Origin of the sequence: Burkholderia sp. PAMC 28687 (assembly GCF_001577465.1) — a bacterium.
Taxonomy (GTDB): domain Bacteria; phylum Pseudomonadota; class Gammaproteobacteria; order Burkholderiales; family Burkholderiaceae; genus Caballeronia.
Genome location: NZ_CP014505.1, coordinates 372016 through 389270, shown reverse-complemented (window position 1 = coordinate 389270; position 17255 = coordinate 372016). Strand labels below are relative to the sequence as shown.

The following is a 17255-nucleotide window of genomic DNA, read 5'->3' as shown; positions in this document are numbered from 1 at the left end:
TACGTTGACCACGGCCATGATTTTTGCCGCCGGCCGCGGCGAGCGCATGCGTCCGATGACGGATTCGTGTCCCAAGCCGCTGCTCAAGGTCGGCGGCAAGGCGCTGATTGTCTGGCAGATCGAACGACTGGCGGCGGCGGGGTTCGAAGTCATCGTGATCAATCACGCGTGGCTCGGGCGCATGCTTCAATCGAACCTCGGCAACGGTTCGCGCTGGGGCGTCGAGATCCGCTACTCGCACGAAATGCATGCGCTGGAGACGGCCGGCGGGATTGCCAAGGCTCTGCCGCTGCTGGAAACGCAAGGCGAGCCGGCGATATTCCTGGCGGTGAGCGGCGACGTGTTCTGTGATTTCGACTACGCGAGTTTGCGCACGCGTGTCCCGTCAATGGCGCTCGCATCCGAGCCGGCGATGCATCTGGTCATGGTGCCGAATCCGCCGTTTCATACGCTCGGCGATTTTGCGCTCGAGCCCAACGGCACGCTTTCGCTCGATGGCTCCGCGCGCTTCACGTTCGGCAACATCGGTTTGTACGATACCCGCATGTTTCGCGATCTTGCGCCAGCAACACGGCGTGCGTTGACACCGTATTACCAGGCAACGATCAAGGCGAGGCGGGCAACCGGCGAGCTGTTTGAAGGACGGTGGGAGAACGTCGGGACCGTGGCGCAGCTCGAGGCGTTGGATCGGGCGCTGCGAGGCAAGTAGGCAGTGGTTGCTACGCCGCTGTCCAGGGGTCGATAACCGCAACGCCGGTCGCCTCGAAGTCCTTGCCATTGCGCGTGGCAAGCACTGCATCGCGGCTATGACAAATCGCGGCGATTTGCGCATCGGCGGAACTGATCGGCCGGCCTTGCGCTACGAGGATTGCGTAGCAGCGCGCGGCAGTTTCGTCGAAGGCCAGCACCTTGCCCGCCAATTCACCGTCGAGCATGGATTCTATTGCGCCACGCAGCGCGGTTTTGCGTTTGCCGTGCGCGAGCCGCGCAACGCCGTACAGCAGTTCCGAGACCGTGATGGATGTAATGTGCAGGTCATGCGCGTATTGAGAATCGAGCCAGGTGAGTACGTTCTCGTCGGGGTTGGCGCGCATGATTTCCGACAAAACGTTTGTGTCCAGCACAATCATTCCGGAAACTCAGCTGCACGCGGCTTGCCCGATCGTTCCGGCAAAGTCAGGCCCTTGTCCGCAAGGCCTGCAAAACGTTGGTGAACGCGGCTACCGAAACCGGTCGCGTTGGCGGTTCCGGCCAATGCGCTCTGCAAGATCACTCGCACTTCTTCTTCCATAGAGCGGCCGTGCCGAGCAGCTTCGACGCGAAGAAGAGCCTTGATTTGATCATCGAGATTGCGAATTGTCAGTGTTGCCATTGCATACCCCGCTTGCTGTCATTGACTGCAATGCTAGCATAAAAACGAACGATACGGGGTTGCGGGATTCCGCCGCATGCGCGAATCCAGCGCCCGGTTCGCAAATGTTAAAATCCCACCTCCTCTTTCGCTTTTTCTCCGCGGCCCCACCATGTCCGATACCCGTCCCGATACCCTCTTCGCGCTCACCGCGCTGTCGCCGCTCGACGGCCGTTACGCCGCCAAAACCGAAGCGCTGCGGGAATGGTTGTCCGAATACGCGTTCATGAAACATCGCGTGAAGGTCGAAATTCACTGGCTGATTGCGCTGTCGCAAGCCGGATTCGAAGAAGTGCCGGCGTTCTCATCCGAGTCCGAAGACTTCCTGCTGCAGCTCGCCGAGCGCTTTACCGCACACGACGCCGCGCGCATCAAGGATATCGAAAAGGTCACGAATCACGACGTGAAAGCCGTCGAGTACTGGCTCAAGGAATCCGTGAAGGGCCAGCCGGAACTTGAGCGCGCAAGCGAATTCATCCACTTTGCGTGCACATCGGAAGATATCAACAACACGTCGCACGGCATGATGATCGCGGGCGCTCGCGAACACGTGCTGCTGCCGGCACTGCGCTCGGTGCACGACCGGCTGATCAAGCTTGCTCACGACAACGCCGCGCAACCCATGCTCTCGCGCACGCACGGCCAGCCGGCCAGCCCGACCACGCTCGGCAAGGAAATGGCGAACGTGGCAGCGCGGTTGCAAGGTGCTATCGAGCGGATCGCCGAGGTGCCCATACTCGCGAAGATGAACGGCGCGGTCGGCAACTTCAATGCGCATCTTTCGGCTTATCCTGAATTCGATTGGGAAGAGTTTTCAGAAGCCGTGGTCGAAGACCGGCTCAAGCTGACGTTCAACCCGTACACCATTCAGATCGAACCGCACGATTACATGGCCGAACTGTTCGATGCCATCTCGCGCGCCAACACCATCCTTCTGGATCTGGATCGCGATGTGTGGGGCTACATTTCGGTTGGCTATTTCAAGCAGCGGACGAAGGCCGGCGAGATCGGGTCATCGACCATGCCGCACAAGGTCAATCCCATCGACTTTGAAAATTCGGAAGGCAATCTCGGCATGGCGAACGCCATGCTGCGCCATCTCGCCGATAAGCTGCCCATCTCGCGCTGGCAGCGCGACCTTACCGATTCGACCGTGCTGCGTAACATCGGCGTTGGATTCGGCTATTCGCTGCTCTCGTATGACTCGCTGATTCGCGGGCTGGACAAGCTGGAAGTGAACGCTGTGCGGCTGAACGAAGACCTGGATAACTGCTGGGAAGTGCTGGCCGAGCCGGTGCAAACGGTGATGCGCCGTTACGGTGTTGAGAATCCGTACGAGCAGTTGAAGGAACTGACGCGCGGCAAGGGGATCACGCGCGAGGGCTTGCAGACGTTCATCAAGGGACTCGCCATTCCCGATGACGCGAAGAACCTCCTGCTCGCAATGACGCCGCATTCGTATGTGGGCAAGGCGGTGGAATTGGCGAAACGCATAGCCTGACGCGTTGGCCCGTGCCAATTGAAAAGCCGTTCCAGAACATCCTGGAACGGCTTTTTTACTACGGTGGTGCGTTCAATCAGCCGCGTTCCGCCAGTGGGCTAAAACGCGGGCATCTTCAACTTAATGCACGATTACATGCACGTTCTGCTGAACCAGCAGTTCCGCGTGCGTGCCACTGTGCTCGAAGACCTGATACGACACGCCGTCCACCTGAGCCTGGCCGTGGCTGGCCCAGTAACCGTCAGCCACGCCTGGAACGTACAGGCTATTGCTAGACAGATCGACCGTGTCGGCAGCGGAGCCTTTCACCATCATCTGCTTGTGGCCGTCGCGCATGAACAGGTCCATTTCACCCAGGTTCAGCACGTCCGCCGTCGACAGCTTCAGCGTGTTCGACTTGCCACCCAGATCGATCACTTCGATACCCGACAGCTTCGCTGCCGACGACGTGCCCGTCAGCGAGTTCAAGTCGAGGTACTGATGGTCACCGACCAGGTGCAGCGTATCCGCGGCGCCGGTTTGCGAACCTGCAATATGCGCCGAGGCCTGGGAGAAATACCTTGCTGCGTCTGCGGTGAGGTCAACGGTTTCGTTGCCTGCATAGTGCCCGAAGAAAACGTCATGGTCGCCCACAACGGTGTGCAGGCTCGAATCCGTAATGTGGGCAGGCATCGAGGCGTTCGAATCGATTGCCACAACCAGCGGTTCGGACATTTGGCCAAACTGGCCGCTCGGGGTGACCGCTGCGGCGCTGATGGTGTGCATGCCACCGGCCAGAGTTTCAGCCGACGTGTACGCCCACGAGCCGTCGTGTCCGGCAACCGTCATGCCGATGATACGGCCGCCGTCAAAAATATAAACGTTGACGTCGGCATCCGCTGTGCCGCTGATTACCGGCGTGGACGAACTGATCTTTCCACCATTTGTTACGCCACCCACGGACGTAATCACGGCCTGATGCGGTACGTCGGGAACCGGAGTCGGTTCCGGAACCGGAACCGTTGCGTGCACGTCGACAAGCACGTTCACAGGCTGCGACGGCGCGTTGGAGCGACCGAACTGGTCGTACGCAGTTGCCGTAATGGAATGCATATGTGCGTCGGACAGGTTGTTGAACCAGCAACTCGGTATGTGCGCCCGAGTGCTCGTACACGTTGTACGTCACGCCGCCCACTTGGGTGGTGCCATGCTGTTGCCACTCGCCTTCGGCCAGACCGGCAACGTGGGCGTTCGACAGATCCACCGTGTCGCCGTTCGAGCCGTTCACCATCATCTGCTGCTTGCCGTCCTTCTGGAACAGGTCGGTTTCACCCAGATTCAGCACGTCCGTGAGCGACAACTTCAACGTGTTGGCGTGACCGCCCAGGTCGACCGCTTCGATACCCGAGATCTTCGCCGCCGCTGTCTTGCCGGTCAGCGAGGTCAAGTCGAGGACCTGGTGGTCGCCTGTGAGATGCAACGTGTCCACTGCGCCGCCCTTCGCGCCTTCAATGTGCGCACTGGCCTGCTTGAAGTAGGACGCAGGATCCATGTTCAGATCCACTGTCTCGTTGCCGTTCTGCGCCTGACCCGTGAAGGTGTCGTGCTCGCCAACGACCGTGTGATGCGGCTGGGTCGTCGTATCGTTCGACTGGGTCGTCGTATCGGTGTGAGCGGTACTCGACAGTGCGTCCTCGGAGACGGTGGCGTGAAGAGTTGCCTTGACCGGCGCCGTTATCGTGTACAGGTTACCGTTGGCATCTATCCCCCCACTGCCATAAAAGTTAGGCGGAACCGCAGCCAAACTGATCGGGGTGAAGTGAGCATGAAGTACATCACTACCTAAGCGCACATCGTATGAACACGAGGGCGACCCCAATACTTTCGGATAACTCAACGACGCCGAATACAGCAGATTGGGATTGAGTGTTATAGAGGTGCTGGCAAACTTACTCCATGCAGCATCTTGAAACACTCTGAATGCCATCGTTCCATCCAGATTCCATGCGGTAAGGGACCACGACCCTGCCCCTCTTCCGGGCAACGTAGGTTCCGTCAAAGTGTTATTCGCGCCGAGCTTCCCTATACGATAAGTGGCCGTACCGTTAGCATTCACGGAACAGTCAATCACCAGTTGGCCCACAGCGCCCGCTACACCTTCCGTAATCGTATAAGGGTTAGAAACCGGACCGCTGCCATTGGTATTGACCACCTTGGCCGTGTACGTGTGCGTTCCCGCCGTGACACCCGAATCGTTGTAGGTCCAGTTGGTTCCGTTTACAGTCGGGCTTCCCGTGAGAGCCACGCCATCGCGGTACACAACCAGATGCTCGCCTGCAGTCAGCCCTGTTGAGAGCGTGCCCTTCAAGATCGGTGTTGTATAGTAGGTATAGCCGGTGCCACTCGGAACAGAGACGTTCGTGCCGGACGAATCGTCGATCACATTCGTGATGACGACCGCTTCGGTCGGCAACAGAACATACGACACCGTGGTCGAAGGCGACGCGTCGCTGGTGTTACCCGCCAGGTTCGTCTCCTTCACCGTAATGGCATGCGGAACGGTCGGGGTCAGGTAGTCCGCGCCCGGGCTGTACGACCAGGTGCCATTCGGGTTGACCGTCACGCTGCCAATCTCGTTGCCGTTATCCATGATATGGATCACGTCACCCTTCGTGCCCGTGCCGCTGATGGTCGGATGACCGTCGGGCATCGTGCCGCCATTCGGCACGTTGACACCGTTGTCTGTCACGGTCGGCGCTGCAGGCGTTGCGGGATTGCCGGTGAGGACCGTCACATGGAACGGATCCGACATGTTTCCGGTGTTGCCCGCCGGGTTCGTTTCGGTCGCCGTAACGGTATGCGTGGCGTTCGACAATGCGCTCATCGGCTTGATGGACCAGTTGCCGTTTGTATCGACAGTGCCCGAGCCAAGCAGCGTCGTACCTTCCCACAGCTTGACGGTGTCGCCCGCCTTGCCCGTGCCGTTGAACAACGGTTGTGCGTCGTCGGTCACGCCGTTATCGGGGACCGTTCCCTTGACCGGACCGACTGCGTCGGTGGCGCTGGTGATGGTCGGTTTCGTAGCCGGGCTCGTGTCCACCGTGAACGGGTACGCTGACGTCGGGTCGCTTACCTTGCCTGCTGCGTTCGTTTCCTTGGCCGTGACCGAATGCGAATCGTTTGACAGCGGATTCTGCGGCTTGATCGACCACTTGCCGTTTGTGTCCACCGTCGCCGAGCCGATCAGCGTCGTGCCATTGTCGTACAGCTTGACAATATCACCCGCCTTGCCCGTGCCGCTGAACACCGGTTCCGCGTCGTCAGTCACGCCGCCCTTCGGAATCACGCCTGTGACCGCGCCCACTCCGTCAGTTGCGCTGATGATGGTCGGAATCGTTGCCGCGCTCGTGTCCACAGTGAACGGGAACGCCGATGTCGGGTTGCTTACCTTGCCCGCGGCGTTTGTTTCCGTGGCCGTGATCGAATGCGAATCGTTCGACAGCGGGTTCGCCGGCTTGATCGACCACTTGCCGTTTGTGTCCACCGTCGCCGTACCGATCAGCGTCGTGCCGTTGTCGTACAGCTTGACAATTTCGCCCGCCTTGCCCGTGCCGCTGAACACCGGTTGTGCGTCATCCGTCGTGCCGCCTGAGGGGATCAGCCCCGTGACCGGAGCGACTGAGTCAGTGGCGCTGATGATGGTCGGTTGCGTGGCCGGGCTCGTGTCCACCGTGAACGGGAACGCCGATGTCGGCTCGCTTACCTTGCCCGCGGGGTTCGTTTCCGTGGCCGTGATCGAATGCGAATCGTTCGACAGCGGGTTCGCCGGCTTGATCGACCACTTGCCGTTTGTGTCCACTGTCGCCGTACCGATCAGCGTCGTGCTGTTGTCGTACAGCTTGACAATATCGCCCGCCTTGCCCGTGCCGCTGAACACCGGTTGTGAGTCGTCCGTCACGCCGCCTGAGGGGATCAGACCCGTGACCGGAGCAACTGCGTCAGTGGCGCTGATGATGGTCGGTTGCGTGACTGGGCTCGTGTCAACCGTGAAGGCGAGCGGATCCGATGGCGTGCTGGTCCTGCCCGCCGGGTTCGTGTCCGTGACCGTGATGCTGTTGCTCGCAGGCAGATCCGCCTTCGGATGGAACGTCCAGTCGCCGTTCTTGTCCGCTGTCACCGATCCGATCGGCGTGCCGTTGTCCAGGATCGTGATCAGGTCACCCGCCTGCCCCTTGCCGTTGATCGTCGGACGCGGGTCGTCGGTCACGCCGCCGGCCGGAATCAGGCCCGTAACCGGGCCCACTGCATCGGTCGCACCTGAGATGACCGGCTTGACCGGCGTGCTCGTGTCAACCGTGAAGGCGAGCGGATCCGACGGCGTGCTGGTCTTGCCCGCCGGGTTCGTGTCCGTGACCGTGATGCTGTTGCTCGCAGGCAGATCCGCCTTCGGCTGACCGTGTCGCCCGGGTCGCCCTTGCCGCTGAATTCCGGCTTCGGGTCATCGGTCGTGCCGCCCGAAGGAATGGGGCCCGTGACGGGGCCGACGTTGTCCGTCGCGCCGCTGATCTCAGGCGTGCTGGGCTTGGTCGTGTCGACTGTGAACTCGAGCGGCCTGGACGGATCGCTCGTGTTGCCTGCAGCGTTCGTTTCTTCAGCCGTGATCTTGTGGTCGCCGTCGGGCAGATCGTTAGCCGGCTTGATCTTCCAGTCGCCGTTTTGGTCGACAGTTGCGCTGCCAATGGGCGTGCCGCCGTCATACAACGTGACCGTGTCGCCCGGGTCGCCTTTGCCGCTGAATTCCGGCTTCGGGTCATCGGTCGTACCGCCAGCGGGAACTGCGCCCGTGACGGGGCCGACGTTGTCCGTTGCGCCATTGATCACCGGCGTGCTGGGCTTGCCCGTGTCGACCGTGAACTCGATCGGCTCCGACGGCTTGCTCGTGTTGCCCGCAGCGTTCGTTTCGGCTGCCGTGATTTCGTGATCGCCATTGGGCAGGTCGTTAGTCGGCTTGATTTTCCAGTCGCCGTTGTCGTCTACCTTGGCGCTGCCAATGGGTGTATCGCCGTCATACAACGTGACTGTGTCGCCCGGGTCACCCTTGCCGCTGAACTCCGGCTTCGGGTCATCAGTCGTGCCGCCAGCGGGGATTGAACCCGTGATCGGGCCAACGTTGTCCGTGGCGCCGTTGATGATCGGCGTCGACGGAGTTACCGTGTCGACCGTGAACGGAATGGGCGAGGTCGGACCGCTTTCCCCGGTTGCATTGGATTCCGTTACATGGACATCGTGCGCGCCATCGCTCAGGTCGTCCTTGGGCTGGACCGTCCATTTGCCAGTGGGGTCGACCGTCGCCGAACCAATGACCTTGTCGCCGTCATACAGCTTGATGATGTCGCCCGCCGTACCCGTGCCGCTCATGGCCGGACGGGCATCGTCAGTGGTGGCGCCCGCCGTGATCGGGCCCGTGACCGGACCTACGTTGTCGGTGAAACTATCGACAACCGGCGGGTTCGGCACTTGTGCGCCGCCGGGAAGCGTAACTGCAAACTGCGCGGAGGTCGCACCCCACACGTCGCCGTCCATGGAAACTGCGGTGAACGTGTGCTTGCCTGCTTTAACCGTAAGCGAATCCGGGACGGTGAAGGACCACGTGCCGTCCGTGCCGACATCCGCGGTACCAATCAGTTTGACGCCATCATAAACATTGACTTTGGTACCGGCATCGGCCTTACCCGTAATGACGGGATGATTATTATCTGCCGTACCGCCGCTCTGTGCTGACCCGACTGACGTAATGATTGCCTGGGACGGTGCTGTGGATTGAATCGCCATTTCTATAACCCTGTTTCACTGAGAAATCGACGGGACGGAAATCCTTTCGCAAAACGAACGATTCGTGCCGGCCCGACCAAAAACGCACAGGAGCAGCCGTTACCCGGACGGCCCTCCAACGTGATCCGAGATCTTGAGTAACGATCACGCGCGCACACACACAGGACCTGCCCTTGAATGCGACACGGGGCATTTCCTGGATACGACAACGCCCCACCAGCACTGTCCTGTACCGGATTGATGAGGTGACGAGGGCGCCAAGCGGGCAGACTATGAAGGACGGTAAAACGCAATGCCGGCGAGCGCTTTACGGTATAGAAAAGCAAAAGACCGGTCCAGCGCGGCGCTGAAACGGTCTTTTTCTAAGGTGTGAAAACGGATTATCGATTCAAACCGGGATTGTTGAGATTTTTGATTTCTTATCCCGACAGGCTAAAGTTCGCTTCGATGCAACTTAGCGATCCTTAACTTCACTTAATACTTTGCTGACAATCTCTTCAGGCGTCAGTGCGATATCCGCTTCAATGGCTTCATCTGCTCCGGGCGGTTCCAGCGTATCCAGTTGACTCTGCAATAAAGCCGGATCGAAGAAATGGCCTTTACGCGTTTTAATCCGTTCTTTCAACAACTCCGGCGTTCCCTTCAGGTAAACAAAAGTCACGTCCTGGTTGCCGTTGCGAAGAATGTCGCGGTACGCGCGCTTGAGCGCCGAGCATGCATACACCTCGGTCGAGCCCGCCGCCTGTTTTTCTTCTATCGATGCCCGGATCGCCTTCAGCCACGGCCACCGGTCATCGTCGGTCAAGGGGATGCCCTTGTGCATCTTGTCCTTGTTCGCCTGGCTATGAAAACTGTCGGCGTCCGCGAATCCGCAGCCCAGCCGCTCTGCCAGCATTTCACCAATCGTGGTCTTGCCGCAGCCCGACACACCCATCGCGATCAAAATCATCTGATTCTCCTTACACGACCGACGCCAAAGCGAAGGTCAGACCCAAACCCATCACTGAAATGATCGTCTCGCAGAGCGACCACGTCTTGAACGTCTGCCCGACCGTCATGCCGAAATACTCCTTCACCAGCCAGAAGCCGCCGTCGTTCACGTGCGAGAAAATCAGCGATCCGCAACCCGTGGCGAGCACGAGCAATTCCGGGCTCACGGCGCCGCCGGCCGCCGCGGCGATCGGCGCGACGATCCCGCAAGCGGTCGTCATGGCGACCGTCGCGGAACCGGTGGCAAGACGAATCAGCGCCGCGACAAACCAGCCGAGCAGCAATGGCGACAAATGCGCAGCCGATGCCGTGTGCACCAGTTCCGTGGAAATTCCGCTTTCGCGCAGCACGTTGCCGAAGCCGCCGCCCGCGCCCACGATCAGCGTGATGCCGGCAATCGGCGCCAGACATTCGCCGCAGAACTTCTGGATTTGCTCCCGGTTGAATCCGCGCGATGCCCCAAAGCTCCAGAAGCTGAACAGCACGGCAACCAGCAACGCCACATCCGACGTACCCAAGAACTTCAGCAGGTTGTTCGGCAGGCTCTTCGGCGTGGTGACCAGATCCGCCCAACTGCCGATCAACATCAGGATTACCGGCAACAAGATGGTGAACAGCGTGATGCCGAACCCGGGCAACTCGCGAGCTTCGCCTTCCTTGCGGTTATCGATGAATTGCGCCGCCAGCGGATTGTTTTCCGGCAGCTTGATGTACTTCGACACCAGCAGAGCAAACAGCGGACCCGCGACCACGGCAGTCGGCACACCTACGATCAGGCCATAAGCAATCGTGCGACCAATGTCCGCGTGATACGCCTGCACCGCGAGCAACGCAGCCGGGTGCGGCGGAATCAGGCCGTGAACCACGGAAAGACCGGCTACCATTGGCATGCCGATCAGCAGCAGCGACTTCCCGGTGCGTTTCGCGACGTTGAAGGCAATCGGGATCAGCAGCACGAAGCCGACTTCAAAGAACACCGGCAAGCCGACGATGATCGCCACGACCATCATCGCCCAGTGGATGTGTTTTTCGCCAAACCAGTTGATCAGCGTATTCGCAATGCGTTCGGCCCCGCCGGATTCGGCCATCATCTTGCCGAGCATGGTGCCGAGCCCGACCACAATGGCAATGTGCCCGAGCGTGTTGCCGTTGCCGGTCTCGAACGCCTTGACGATCTTGTCCATCGGCATGCCGACGGCCAGACCCAGCAACAACGAAACGATGATCAGGACCAGGAACGGGTAAACCTTGTACCGCGTGATCATCAAGATCAGCAATGCAATTGCGATCACTGCGTACACCAGCAGCATGCTGCCCTGTACTGGCTCCATTAAGCGCCTCCCAAGTATGTGACGTTTTTTATGCCGCGAACCGGATGCGCCCCGGGGGCGGCATGCGCAGTCGAGATTGAACCACCGGGATTTTACTTGCAGCCCGGGAAACACGCGCGCGATGTGTGTCCAAAAGTGAAAAAGCCCCGGCGGGATGAGCGCAGGGGCTTGTTTGCGGCGTTGCTTTTTAGCGTTGCGGCGGCGCCAGCGTGCTTGCCGCCCTGGCAAGGCGCGTGACCTCTTCCCAGTTTTGCGCAGCGAGCGCGGCTTTCGGCGTCAGCCACGAACCACCGACACACACCACATTCGGCAGCGCCAGGAAACTCGGTGCCGTTTCGGCGGTGATGCCGCCGGTCGGGCAGAACCTGAGCGTCGGGAACGGGCCGTTGAGAGCCTGCAGCATCGACACACCGCCCGCCTGCTGCGCCGGAAACAGCTTCACGATCTCGTAGCCCAGTTCCATCGCCGTGATGATGTCGGTCGGCGTCATCACGCCCGGCAGCAGCGGCAGGCCGCAATCGAGCGCCGCCTGGTGGATGTCCTTCGTCAATCCTGGCGATACCCCGAACTGCGCGCCCGCTTTCTTCGCCTGCGCGCAATGTTCCGGTTTCGTGATGGTGCCGACACCGACCACGATGTCATCGGCCAGATGGCTGGCGCGTTCGATCGCCTCAAGCCCTGCGGCCGTGCGCAGCGTGATCTCGAGCACCTTGACGCCGCCTGCGTGCAGCGCGCGCGAGACGTTTTCGCCTTGCTCGGCCGATTCGAAGGCGAGAACCGGGATCACCGGCCCAAGGCGCACGATTTCGCTTACCTGTTTCATTTGCTGCTCCTTATAGAGAGTCTCTCAGGCTCTGTGCTGTTCGCCGACCATCGGGCCGAATACTGATGCGCCCAGCTCAGCCGGCATGGCTGCATTGCGGAACACACCGAACAGCTCGCGCCCGAAACCGACTTCGTTACCCGCTTGATGTTTCGGCTGCTCGACTTCGCGCGCAGCCCATTCCTTTTCGTCCAGCTCGACGTCCAGCACGCCCTTGTTCGCGTCGATGACGATCATGTCACCCGTGCGCACCTTGCCTATCGGCCCGTGCAACAACGCTTCCGGCGATATATGGATCACGGCGGGCACCTTGCCCGACGCGCCCGACATGCGCCCGTCCGTCACCAGCGCAACGTGGAAGCCCTGATCCTGCAACACGCCGAGAAGCGGCGTCAACCGGTGCAACTCCGGCATGCCGTTCGCCCGCGCACCCTGGAACCGCACGATAGCCACGAAATCTCGCTTGAGTTCGCCGTTATCGAACGCTTCCTGGACTTGTTCCTGCGACTCGAACACGATCGCGGGCGCTTTCACATGACGATGCGCCTCGGCCACCGCCGAGATCTTGATCACGCCACGGCCAAGCTTGCCCTGCATCAGACGCAGACCGCCGTCAGGCGCGAAGGGCTCCCTGTGGCTGCGCAGCACTTTGGTGTCGTGGCTGGTTTCGGTACCGTCGACCCATTGCAGTTTTCCGTCGATGAGTTTCGGTTCGCGCGTGTAGTGCTTCAGTCCCTCGCCCGCGACAGTCTTGACGTCTTCGTGCAGCAGGCCCGCGCTGAGCAGGTCGCGCACCAGATACGCAACGCCGCCGGCCGCGTGAAAATGGTTCACGTCGGCCTTGCCGTTCGGATAGATTCGGGCGACGAGCGGGACGGCTTGCGAGAGTTCATCGAAATCATTCCAGTCGATGACAATCCCCGCCGCACGCGCAATTGCGACCAGATGCAGCGTGTGGTTGGTCGAGCCGCCCGTTGCCAGCAGCGCGACGATGCCGTTCACGATGGATTTCTCATCGACGACATGGCCGACCGGCGTGTAATGACCGCGATCCACCGTCAGCTCCAGTACGCGCTTCGCGGCTTCGGCGGTGAGTGCGTCCCTTAAGGGCGTGTGCGGGTGGATAAACGCCGACCCCGGCAGATGCAGGCCCATGACTTCCATCAGCATCTGGTTGCTGTTGGCCGTGCCATAGAACGTGCATGTGCCGTGGCCGTGATACGCCGCAGCTTCCGCTTCGAGCAACGCGTCGCGATCGCATGCGCCGGTTGCGAATTGCTGGCGGACCTTGGCTTTGTCGTCGTTGGTGAGGCCGCTGGTCATGGGACCAGCGGGCACGAAAATGGTCGGCAGATGGCCGAATTGCAACGCACCGATCAGCAAGCCGGGAACGATCTTGTCGCAAATGCCGAGACACAACGCGGCATCGAACATGTTGTGGGTTAGCGCCACCGCCGTGCTCATGGCGATCACTTCGCGCGAAAACAGCGAAAGCTCCATGCCGGCATTGCCTTGCGTGACGCCGTCGCACATGGCCGGCACGCCGCCTGCAAACTGCGCTACTCCGCCCGCTTCGCGTGCTGCCTGCTTGATGATGTCCGGATAATTCTTGAACGGCGCGTGCGCGGAAAGCATCTCGTTATAAGACGACACGATGCCGATATTCGGCTCGCGAATCGCCTTGATCGAGATTTTTTCCTGGCCTTCCATGCCGGCGAAACCGTGCGCGAGATTGGCGCAGGACAGCGCACCGCGCGCAGGAAAATGGCCTTGGGCGCCATCGATACGCGCCAGATACGCCATGCGCGTCGGCTTGCTGCGCTCGATCACGCGCTGCGTGACCTTGTTGAGATGCGAATGCGGGGAAACCATCGACACTCCTTCGCCTTACCGGGGATTGAACGGTGCGCGCGGGTGTTTTGCTTTTTTGAGACGTTCCCGTGCGATCGACATGGATTTTAGTAGAAAAACTACATATTTTCCATCTGGAAAACCCTTATTTCTTTGTGTGGCTTTTACTGAAAGGCTGAGATTCGGTTGCTCGTCTTGTGGTTATTAACCTCAGAGCATGATTCTCTTGTAGTTTTTGTACATTTCGGCCAATCAGCTATAGTCCGTGCAATTCCAGCATAGGCGAGATTACCGATGTTGCTGTCCCAAGTCGAAGCAATGCGCGAGCAATTGCGCCCGTCCGAGCGAAAGCTCGCAGATTACGTTCTGGAAGCCCCGCGGGAGGTTCTCGATCTCGCAATGACCGACTTCGCTGTGCGCGCGGGCGTGAGCCAGCCGACGATTGCGCGGTTTTGCCAGGCGCTTGGATTTTCAGGATTCCGTGAGTTCAAGATCCGGTTGGCCCAAAGCATTGCCTCCGATGTCCCCGCACCCGCTGTTTTCCGCGACGTCCGCGCTGACGAACCCGCCGCCGGTGTTGCGGCGAAAGTGCTGGACCGGACGATTGGCGCGCTGCTGCAGGTGCGCAACAGTTTGTCGTCGGATAGCGTGGCGGCAGCGATCGCATTGCTGGCGGAGGCACGACGTATCGAGTTTTACGGCGCGGGCGGATCGGGCATTGCCGCGCTCGATATCCAGCACAAGTTTTTTAGGCTGGGCGTGCCAAGCGTCGCGTATTCCGATCCGCATACGTACACGACATCGGCGGCGCTATTGGGCGCGGGCGACGTGGTGGTGGTGATATCGAATACGGGCCGCACACGCGACATTCTCGATGCAGTGAAATCAGCACTGGCGAGCGGTGCAAAGGTGATCGCAATCACGCATGGCAACTCGCCGCTGGCGCGCATGGCAAGCGTTGGGCTTTTTGCCAACGTCGACGAAGACACCGACATTTTCTCGCCGATGAGCTCGCGTGTATCGCACCTGGCGATCGGGGATATTTTGGCAGTGGGGGTCGCGCTCGCGCGCGGGCCGGAGTTTGCGGAACGGCTCGCTGAGGCTAAGGACGTGCTGGATAAACGACGCGTGGGAAATTGAGGTACGGCGTTCAAACGAAAAAAAGCGGGTCCTTCCGAAGAAGAACCCGCTTGAAGATACTACGGTACAGCAGAACAATTTTCTAAACTGATTTTCCTACGGCCCGGTCCTTGTCGAACCGGGCCTCAGGGGTCAAGCTCAACTTACCACTGGTACGAAGCACCTGCGCCAACCGTCGTACCTGCTGCGCTCCAGCCTGCACCCACGCGAACCTTGATGTTTTGCGTGATACGAGCCGTGCCGCCGATAGCCGTTGCTGCATAGCCCTGGAACGTGCCACCGCCGATACCGATCGACAATGTCTTGTTCGCGTCGACGTCCGGGATCATGGTCAGCGCTGTGGCTGCTGCAATACCGCTATACGCCTTGCGAGCAACACCGCCCACCGCCGAGTTCATCTGGTTCAGGTTGACTGCGTCCGTACCCTGCGTGCCAGCTGCCACGTTGGTGATCTGACGCTCCTTACCTTCCGAACCCATCGAGACCGTGTTGTCACGATCCGCCACCGAGCCTGCGCCCAGTGCGACAGCGTTGGTTGCCGGAGCCGTAGCACCGTTACCGATAGCAATCGAGTCCTTGCCGCTGGCGTTCGAGTTACCGCCGATCGCAATAACGCCGTCAGCCGTACCGCTTGCACCACCGCCAATCACAACTGCGTGATCGCCGGAAGCCGATGCGTTGTCGCCCATGGCGATTGCGTCGTTGCCCGAGGCCGAAGCTGCAGCAGGTGCACCGTCTACGCCGTTCGCACCGTTCGTGCCATTCGTACCGTTGATGCCGATACTCGTGGAACCGGTCGATGCGATGTTCGTCACCGAAGCCTGCAGGGCGTCAATATTGTCCTGAAGCGTGGTCTTTGTTTCGAACAACTGCTTGCCCGTTACTGCGTCGGTGCTGTCAGCCGACAACGTTGCATCCTTCAGGTTGGTCAAGGTGGCACCTGCACCGTCCTTGCCCAGCGTGATCACGTCGTGTGCAGACGTGTCGTACGACACTGCATTCGGCGATGCCACGCCGCCGGCATTGGTGATGTTATTCACCGTGGTTTGCAACTGCGTCAGGCTGTTCGTGTTGTTGGTGACTCGGCCATCAAGATTCGACACTGCGTCGCCAACATTGTGAACCGGCTTGCCATCAACAATGAACGAAGGCTGCGTGATCGTGCCGTCGCCGTTCAGCGCAGCGCCGCCGCCGATAGCCGTAGCCAGACCGCTCGCCGCGTTGTACAGCTGCGAACCGTTGACTGCGTCGACGCTCGACGAGGTCAAGTCGCCGTTGGCTACACCGGTGATCTTGCGAGTATGCGCTCGAGCGCAGGCCGATCGCGACTGAGTTGGTACCGGACGAAACAGAATCACGCCCGAATGCCAGCGAACCGGTTTGTGATGCAAATGCGTTGCCGCCAATCGCCAGAGAGTCGGTGCCGGTTGCGTTCGCAGCCTGAGCGTTCGTGGTGCCGAAACGCAGATACTTCAATGACGCCGTGGACGTCGAGACCTGGCTCGACACTGCGTCGAGCTGCGCCTTGTTGATAGCATCGGTGGCGTCAACGCCCGCGGCGACATTCTTGACATTGACAGCATCGCCGCCCTTGTCGAGGGTCACTGATTTCTTCGTCGCGTCGTCGTAAGCGACAAACGAATTGGTCACACCGCCTGTTGTGTCAGTGTTGATACCTGCGTCCTTCAACTGCTTGAGCGTCACTGCGTCGTTGTCTTGCGTAGCGGCTGCAACGTTCGTGATCTGGCGCTTGATCGTGTCCGAGCCTACTGACACCGAGTTGTCGCGATCCGTCACCGAGTTTTCGCCTAACGCCACCGAACTCTTTGTCGCCACGGCCGCGCCGGCGCCGAGCGCCAGAGAACCTTCCCCACCCGCCGAAGCGCCTTCACCCAGCGCCACTGCATGCTTGTTGATCGCGATAGCGTTGTTGCCGACTGCCGTGCTGTTGTTCGATGCCATTGCGCCAGCGCCGAATGCCAAGCTTTCCGAACCCGCCTGGGCGCTGTTGCCAATCGCTACGCCGGAGCCGACTACATACGAATCGATACCGATCGCAACGCCGCCCGTCTTGTCCTTGTTCGCCGGATTGGTGTCGACGTCAGCGCCGGCATCCGTGCCGATCGCAATGCCGTCAGCCACGCCAACCGATGCACCGGTGCCGAACTTGACCGCGTCACCGGCCATGGCAGCCGACATCCCGGCGATGCTCATGCCGCCAACCGCGATTTGCGTCAGGATGGCTTTGGAGATTGCGCTTTTTGCGCGCTTGCTTTTGCCGCGACCCGTCGCGTTTTCCGAAACGGCGACCCACGTGCCTGTCGATTCGTTCCAAACTGATTTATAAGACTTGTTCATTGCTGTGTACCTTTACAAAAATAAAAAAATCGCCTTGCA

The 17255-nt window shown here is 60.2% G+C and carries 13 protein-coding genes and 2 pseudogenes; 3 read left to right on the top strand and 12 right to left on the bottom strand.

Annotated elements, in window-relative coordinates:
* Window positions 1–16 precede the first annotated feature (16 nt).
* Window positions 17–709, top strand: coding sequence for an N-acetylmuramate alpha-1-phosphate uridylyltransferase MurU (murU, locus tag AX768_RS01780; protein WP_061998528.1), 693 nt, complete (start codon window positions 17–19; stop codon window positions 707–709).
* Between the two features lie 10 nt (window positions 710–719).
* On the opposite strand, the gene AX768_RS01775 is transcribed toward murU, so the two are convergent.
* The gene (locus AX768_RS01775) at window positions 720–1130 is read right to left on the bottom strand and encodes a type II toxin-antitoxin system VapC family toxin (protein ID WP_061998527.1); all 411 of its coding nucleotides are present in this window, start codon (window positions 1128–1130) and stop codon (window positions 720–722) included.
* The gene (locus AX768_RS01770) at window positions 1127–1372 is read right to left on the bottom strand and encodes a FitA-like ribbon-helix-helix domain-containing protein (RefSeq protein WP_061998526.1); all 246 of its coding nucleotides are present in this window, start codon (window positions 1370–1372) and stop codon (window positions 1127–1129) included. The genes AX768_RS01775 and AX768_RS01770 overlap by 4 nt, the downstream gene beginning before the upstream one ends.
* Before the next feature lie 151 nt (window positions 1373–1523).
* Between AX768_RS01770 and purB the strand changes: the two genes are divergently transcribed.
* On the top strand, window positions 1524–2912 hold the full coding sequence (purB, locus tag AX768_RS01765) for an adenylosuccinate lyase (RefSeq protein ID WP_061998525.1): 1389 nt from the start codon (window positions 1524–1526) through the stop codon (window positions 2910–2912).
* 120 nt (window positions 2913–3032) lie between these two features.
* Here purB and AX768_RS01760 read toward each other — a convergent pair whose 3' ends face one another.
* From AX768_RS01760 to edd, 7 genes are all read right to left on the bottom strand, one after another.
* Complete coding sequence (locus tag AX768_RS01760) at window positions 3033–3851, bottom strand: Ig-like domain-containing protein (protein WP_231941342.1); 819 nt, start codon at window positions 3849–3851, stop codon at window positions 3033–3035.
* Window positions 3760–7194, bottom strand: coding sequence for an Ig-like domain-containing protein (locus AX768_RS01755; RefSeq protein WP_061998523.1), 3435 nt, complete (start codon window positions 7192–7194; stop codon window positions 3760–3762). The genes AX768_RS01760 and AX768_RS01755 overlap by 92 nt, the downstream gene beginning before the upstream one ends.
* The gene (locus tag AX768_RS01750; protein ID WP_061998522.1) at window positions 7173–8723 is read right to left on the bottom strand and encodes an Ig-like domain-containing protein; all 1551 of its coding nucleotides are present in this window, start codon (window positions 8721–8723) and stop codon (window positions 7173–7175) included. The genes AX768_RS01755 and AX768_RS01750 overlap by 22 nt, the downstream gene beginning before the upstream one ends.
* Before the next feature lie 454 nt (window positions 8724–9177).
* Complete coding sequence (locus AX768_RS01745; RefSeq protein ID WP_061998521.1) at window positions 9178–9672, bottom strand: gluconokinase; 495 nt, start codon at window positions 9670–9672, stop codon at window positions 9178–9180.
* Between the two features lie 10 nt (window positions 9673–9682).
* Entirely contained in the window at window positions 9683–11044 is a 1362-nt protein-coding gene (locus AX768_RS01740) for a GntP family permease (RefSeq protein WP_061998520.1), read from the bottom strand.
* A 187-nt stretch (window positions 11045–11231) separates the two neighbouring features.
* Entirely contained in the window at window positions 11232–11867 is a 636-nt protein-coding gene (gene eda, locus AX768_RS01735) for a bifunctional 4-hydroxy-2-oxoglutarate aldolase/2-dehydro-3-deoxy-phosphogluconate aldolase (protein WP_061998519.1), read from the bottom strand.
* A 24-nt stretch (window positions 11868–11891) separates the two neighbouring features.
* Window positions 11892–13739, bottom strand: a complete 1848-nt coding sequence (edd, locus tag AX768_RS01730; protein ID WP_061998518.1) for a phosphogluconate dehydratase — start codon at window positions 13737–13739, stop codon at window positions 11892–11894.
* A gap of 273 nt (window positions 13740–14012) precedes the next feature.
* On the opposite strand from edd, the gene AX768_RS01725 reads away from it, so the two are divergent.
* Complete coding sequence (locus AX768_RS01725; RefSeq protein WP_061998517.1) at window positions 14013–14858, top strand: MurR/RpiR family transcriptional regulator; 846 nt, start codon at window positions 14013–14015, stop codon at window positions 14856–14858.
* Between the two features lie 143 nt (window positions 14859–15001).
* Here AX768_RS01725 and AX768_RS34080 read toward each other — a convergent pair whose 3' ends face one another.
* From AX768_RS34080 to AX768_RS33570, 3 genes and pseudogenes are all read right to left on the bottom strand, one after another.
* Window positions 15002–15961 carry a YadA family autotransporter adhesin gene (locus tag AX768_RS34080; RefSeq protein ID WP_257722380.1) on the bottom strand — a complete coding sequence of 320 codons (960 nt, stop codon included), beginning with the start codon at window positions 15959–15961 and terminating at the stop codon, window positions 15002–15004.
* Window positions 15962–16081: 120 nt separating this feature from the next.
* Window positions 16082–16216, bottom strand: a pseudogene (locus AX768_RS34365) (hypothetical protein); the annotation flags it as partial.
* Window positions 16206–17216: pseudogene (locus AX768_RS33570) on the bottom strand (ESPR-type extended signal peptide-containing protein); the annotation flags it as partial. The pseudogenes AX768_RS33570 and AX768_RS34365, both read right to left, overlap by 11 nt.
* Window positions 17217–17255: the final 39 nt, after the last annotated feature.

Excerpts from the sequence above, each read along its gene's own strand:
- murU (WP_061998528.1), top strand. The coding sequence starts at position 17 with ATGATTTTTGCCGCCGGCCGCGGCGAGCGCATGCGTCCGATGACGGAT.
- AX768_RS01775 (WP_061998527.1), bottom strand. The coding sequence starts at position 1,130 with ATGATTGTGCTGGACACAAACGTTTTGTCGGAAATCATGCGCGCCAAC.
- AX768_RS01770 (WP_061998526.1), bottom strand. The coding sequence starts at position 1,372 with ATGGCAACACTGACAATTCGCAATCTCGATGATCAAATCAAGGCTCTT.
- purB (WP_061998525.1), top strand. The coding sequence starts at position 1,524 with ATGTCCGATACCCGTCCCGATACCCTCTTCGCGCTCACCGCGCTGTCG.
- AX768_RS01750 (WP_061998522.1), bottom strand. The coding sequence starts at position 8,723 with ATGGCGATTCAATCCACAGCACCGTCCCAGGCAATCATTACGTCAGTC.
- AX768_RS01745 (WP_061998521.1), bottom strand. The coding sequence starts at position 9,672 with ATGATTTTGATCGCGATGGGTGTGTCGGGCTGCGGCAAGACCACGATT.
- AX768_RS01740 (WP_061998520.1), bottom strand. The coding sequence starts at position 11,044 with ATGGAGCCAGTACAGGGCAGCATGCTGCTGGTGTACGCAGTGATCGCA.
- eda (WP_061998519.1), bottom strand. The coding sequence starts at position 11,867 with ATGAAACAGGTAAGCGAAATCGTGCGCCTTGGGCCGGTGATCCCGGTT.
- edd (WP_061998518.1), bottom strand. The coding sequence starts at position 13,739 with ATGGTTTCCCCGCATTCGCATCTCAACAAGGTCACGCAGCGCGTGATC.
- AX768_RS01725 (WP_061998517.1), top strand. The coding sequence starts at position 14,013 with ATGTTGCTGTCCCAAGTCGAAGCAATGCGCGAGCAATTGCGCCCGTCC.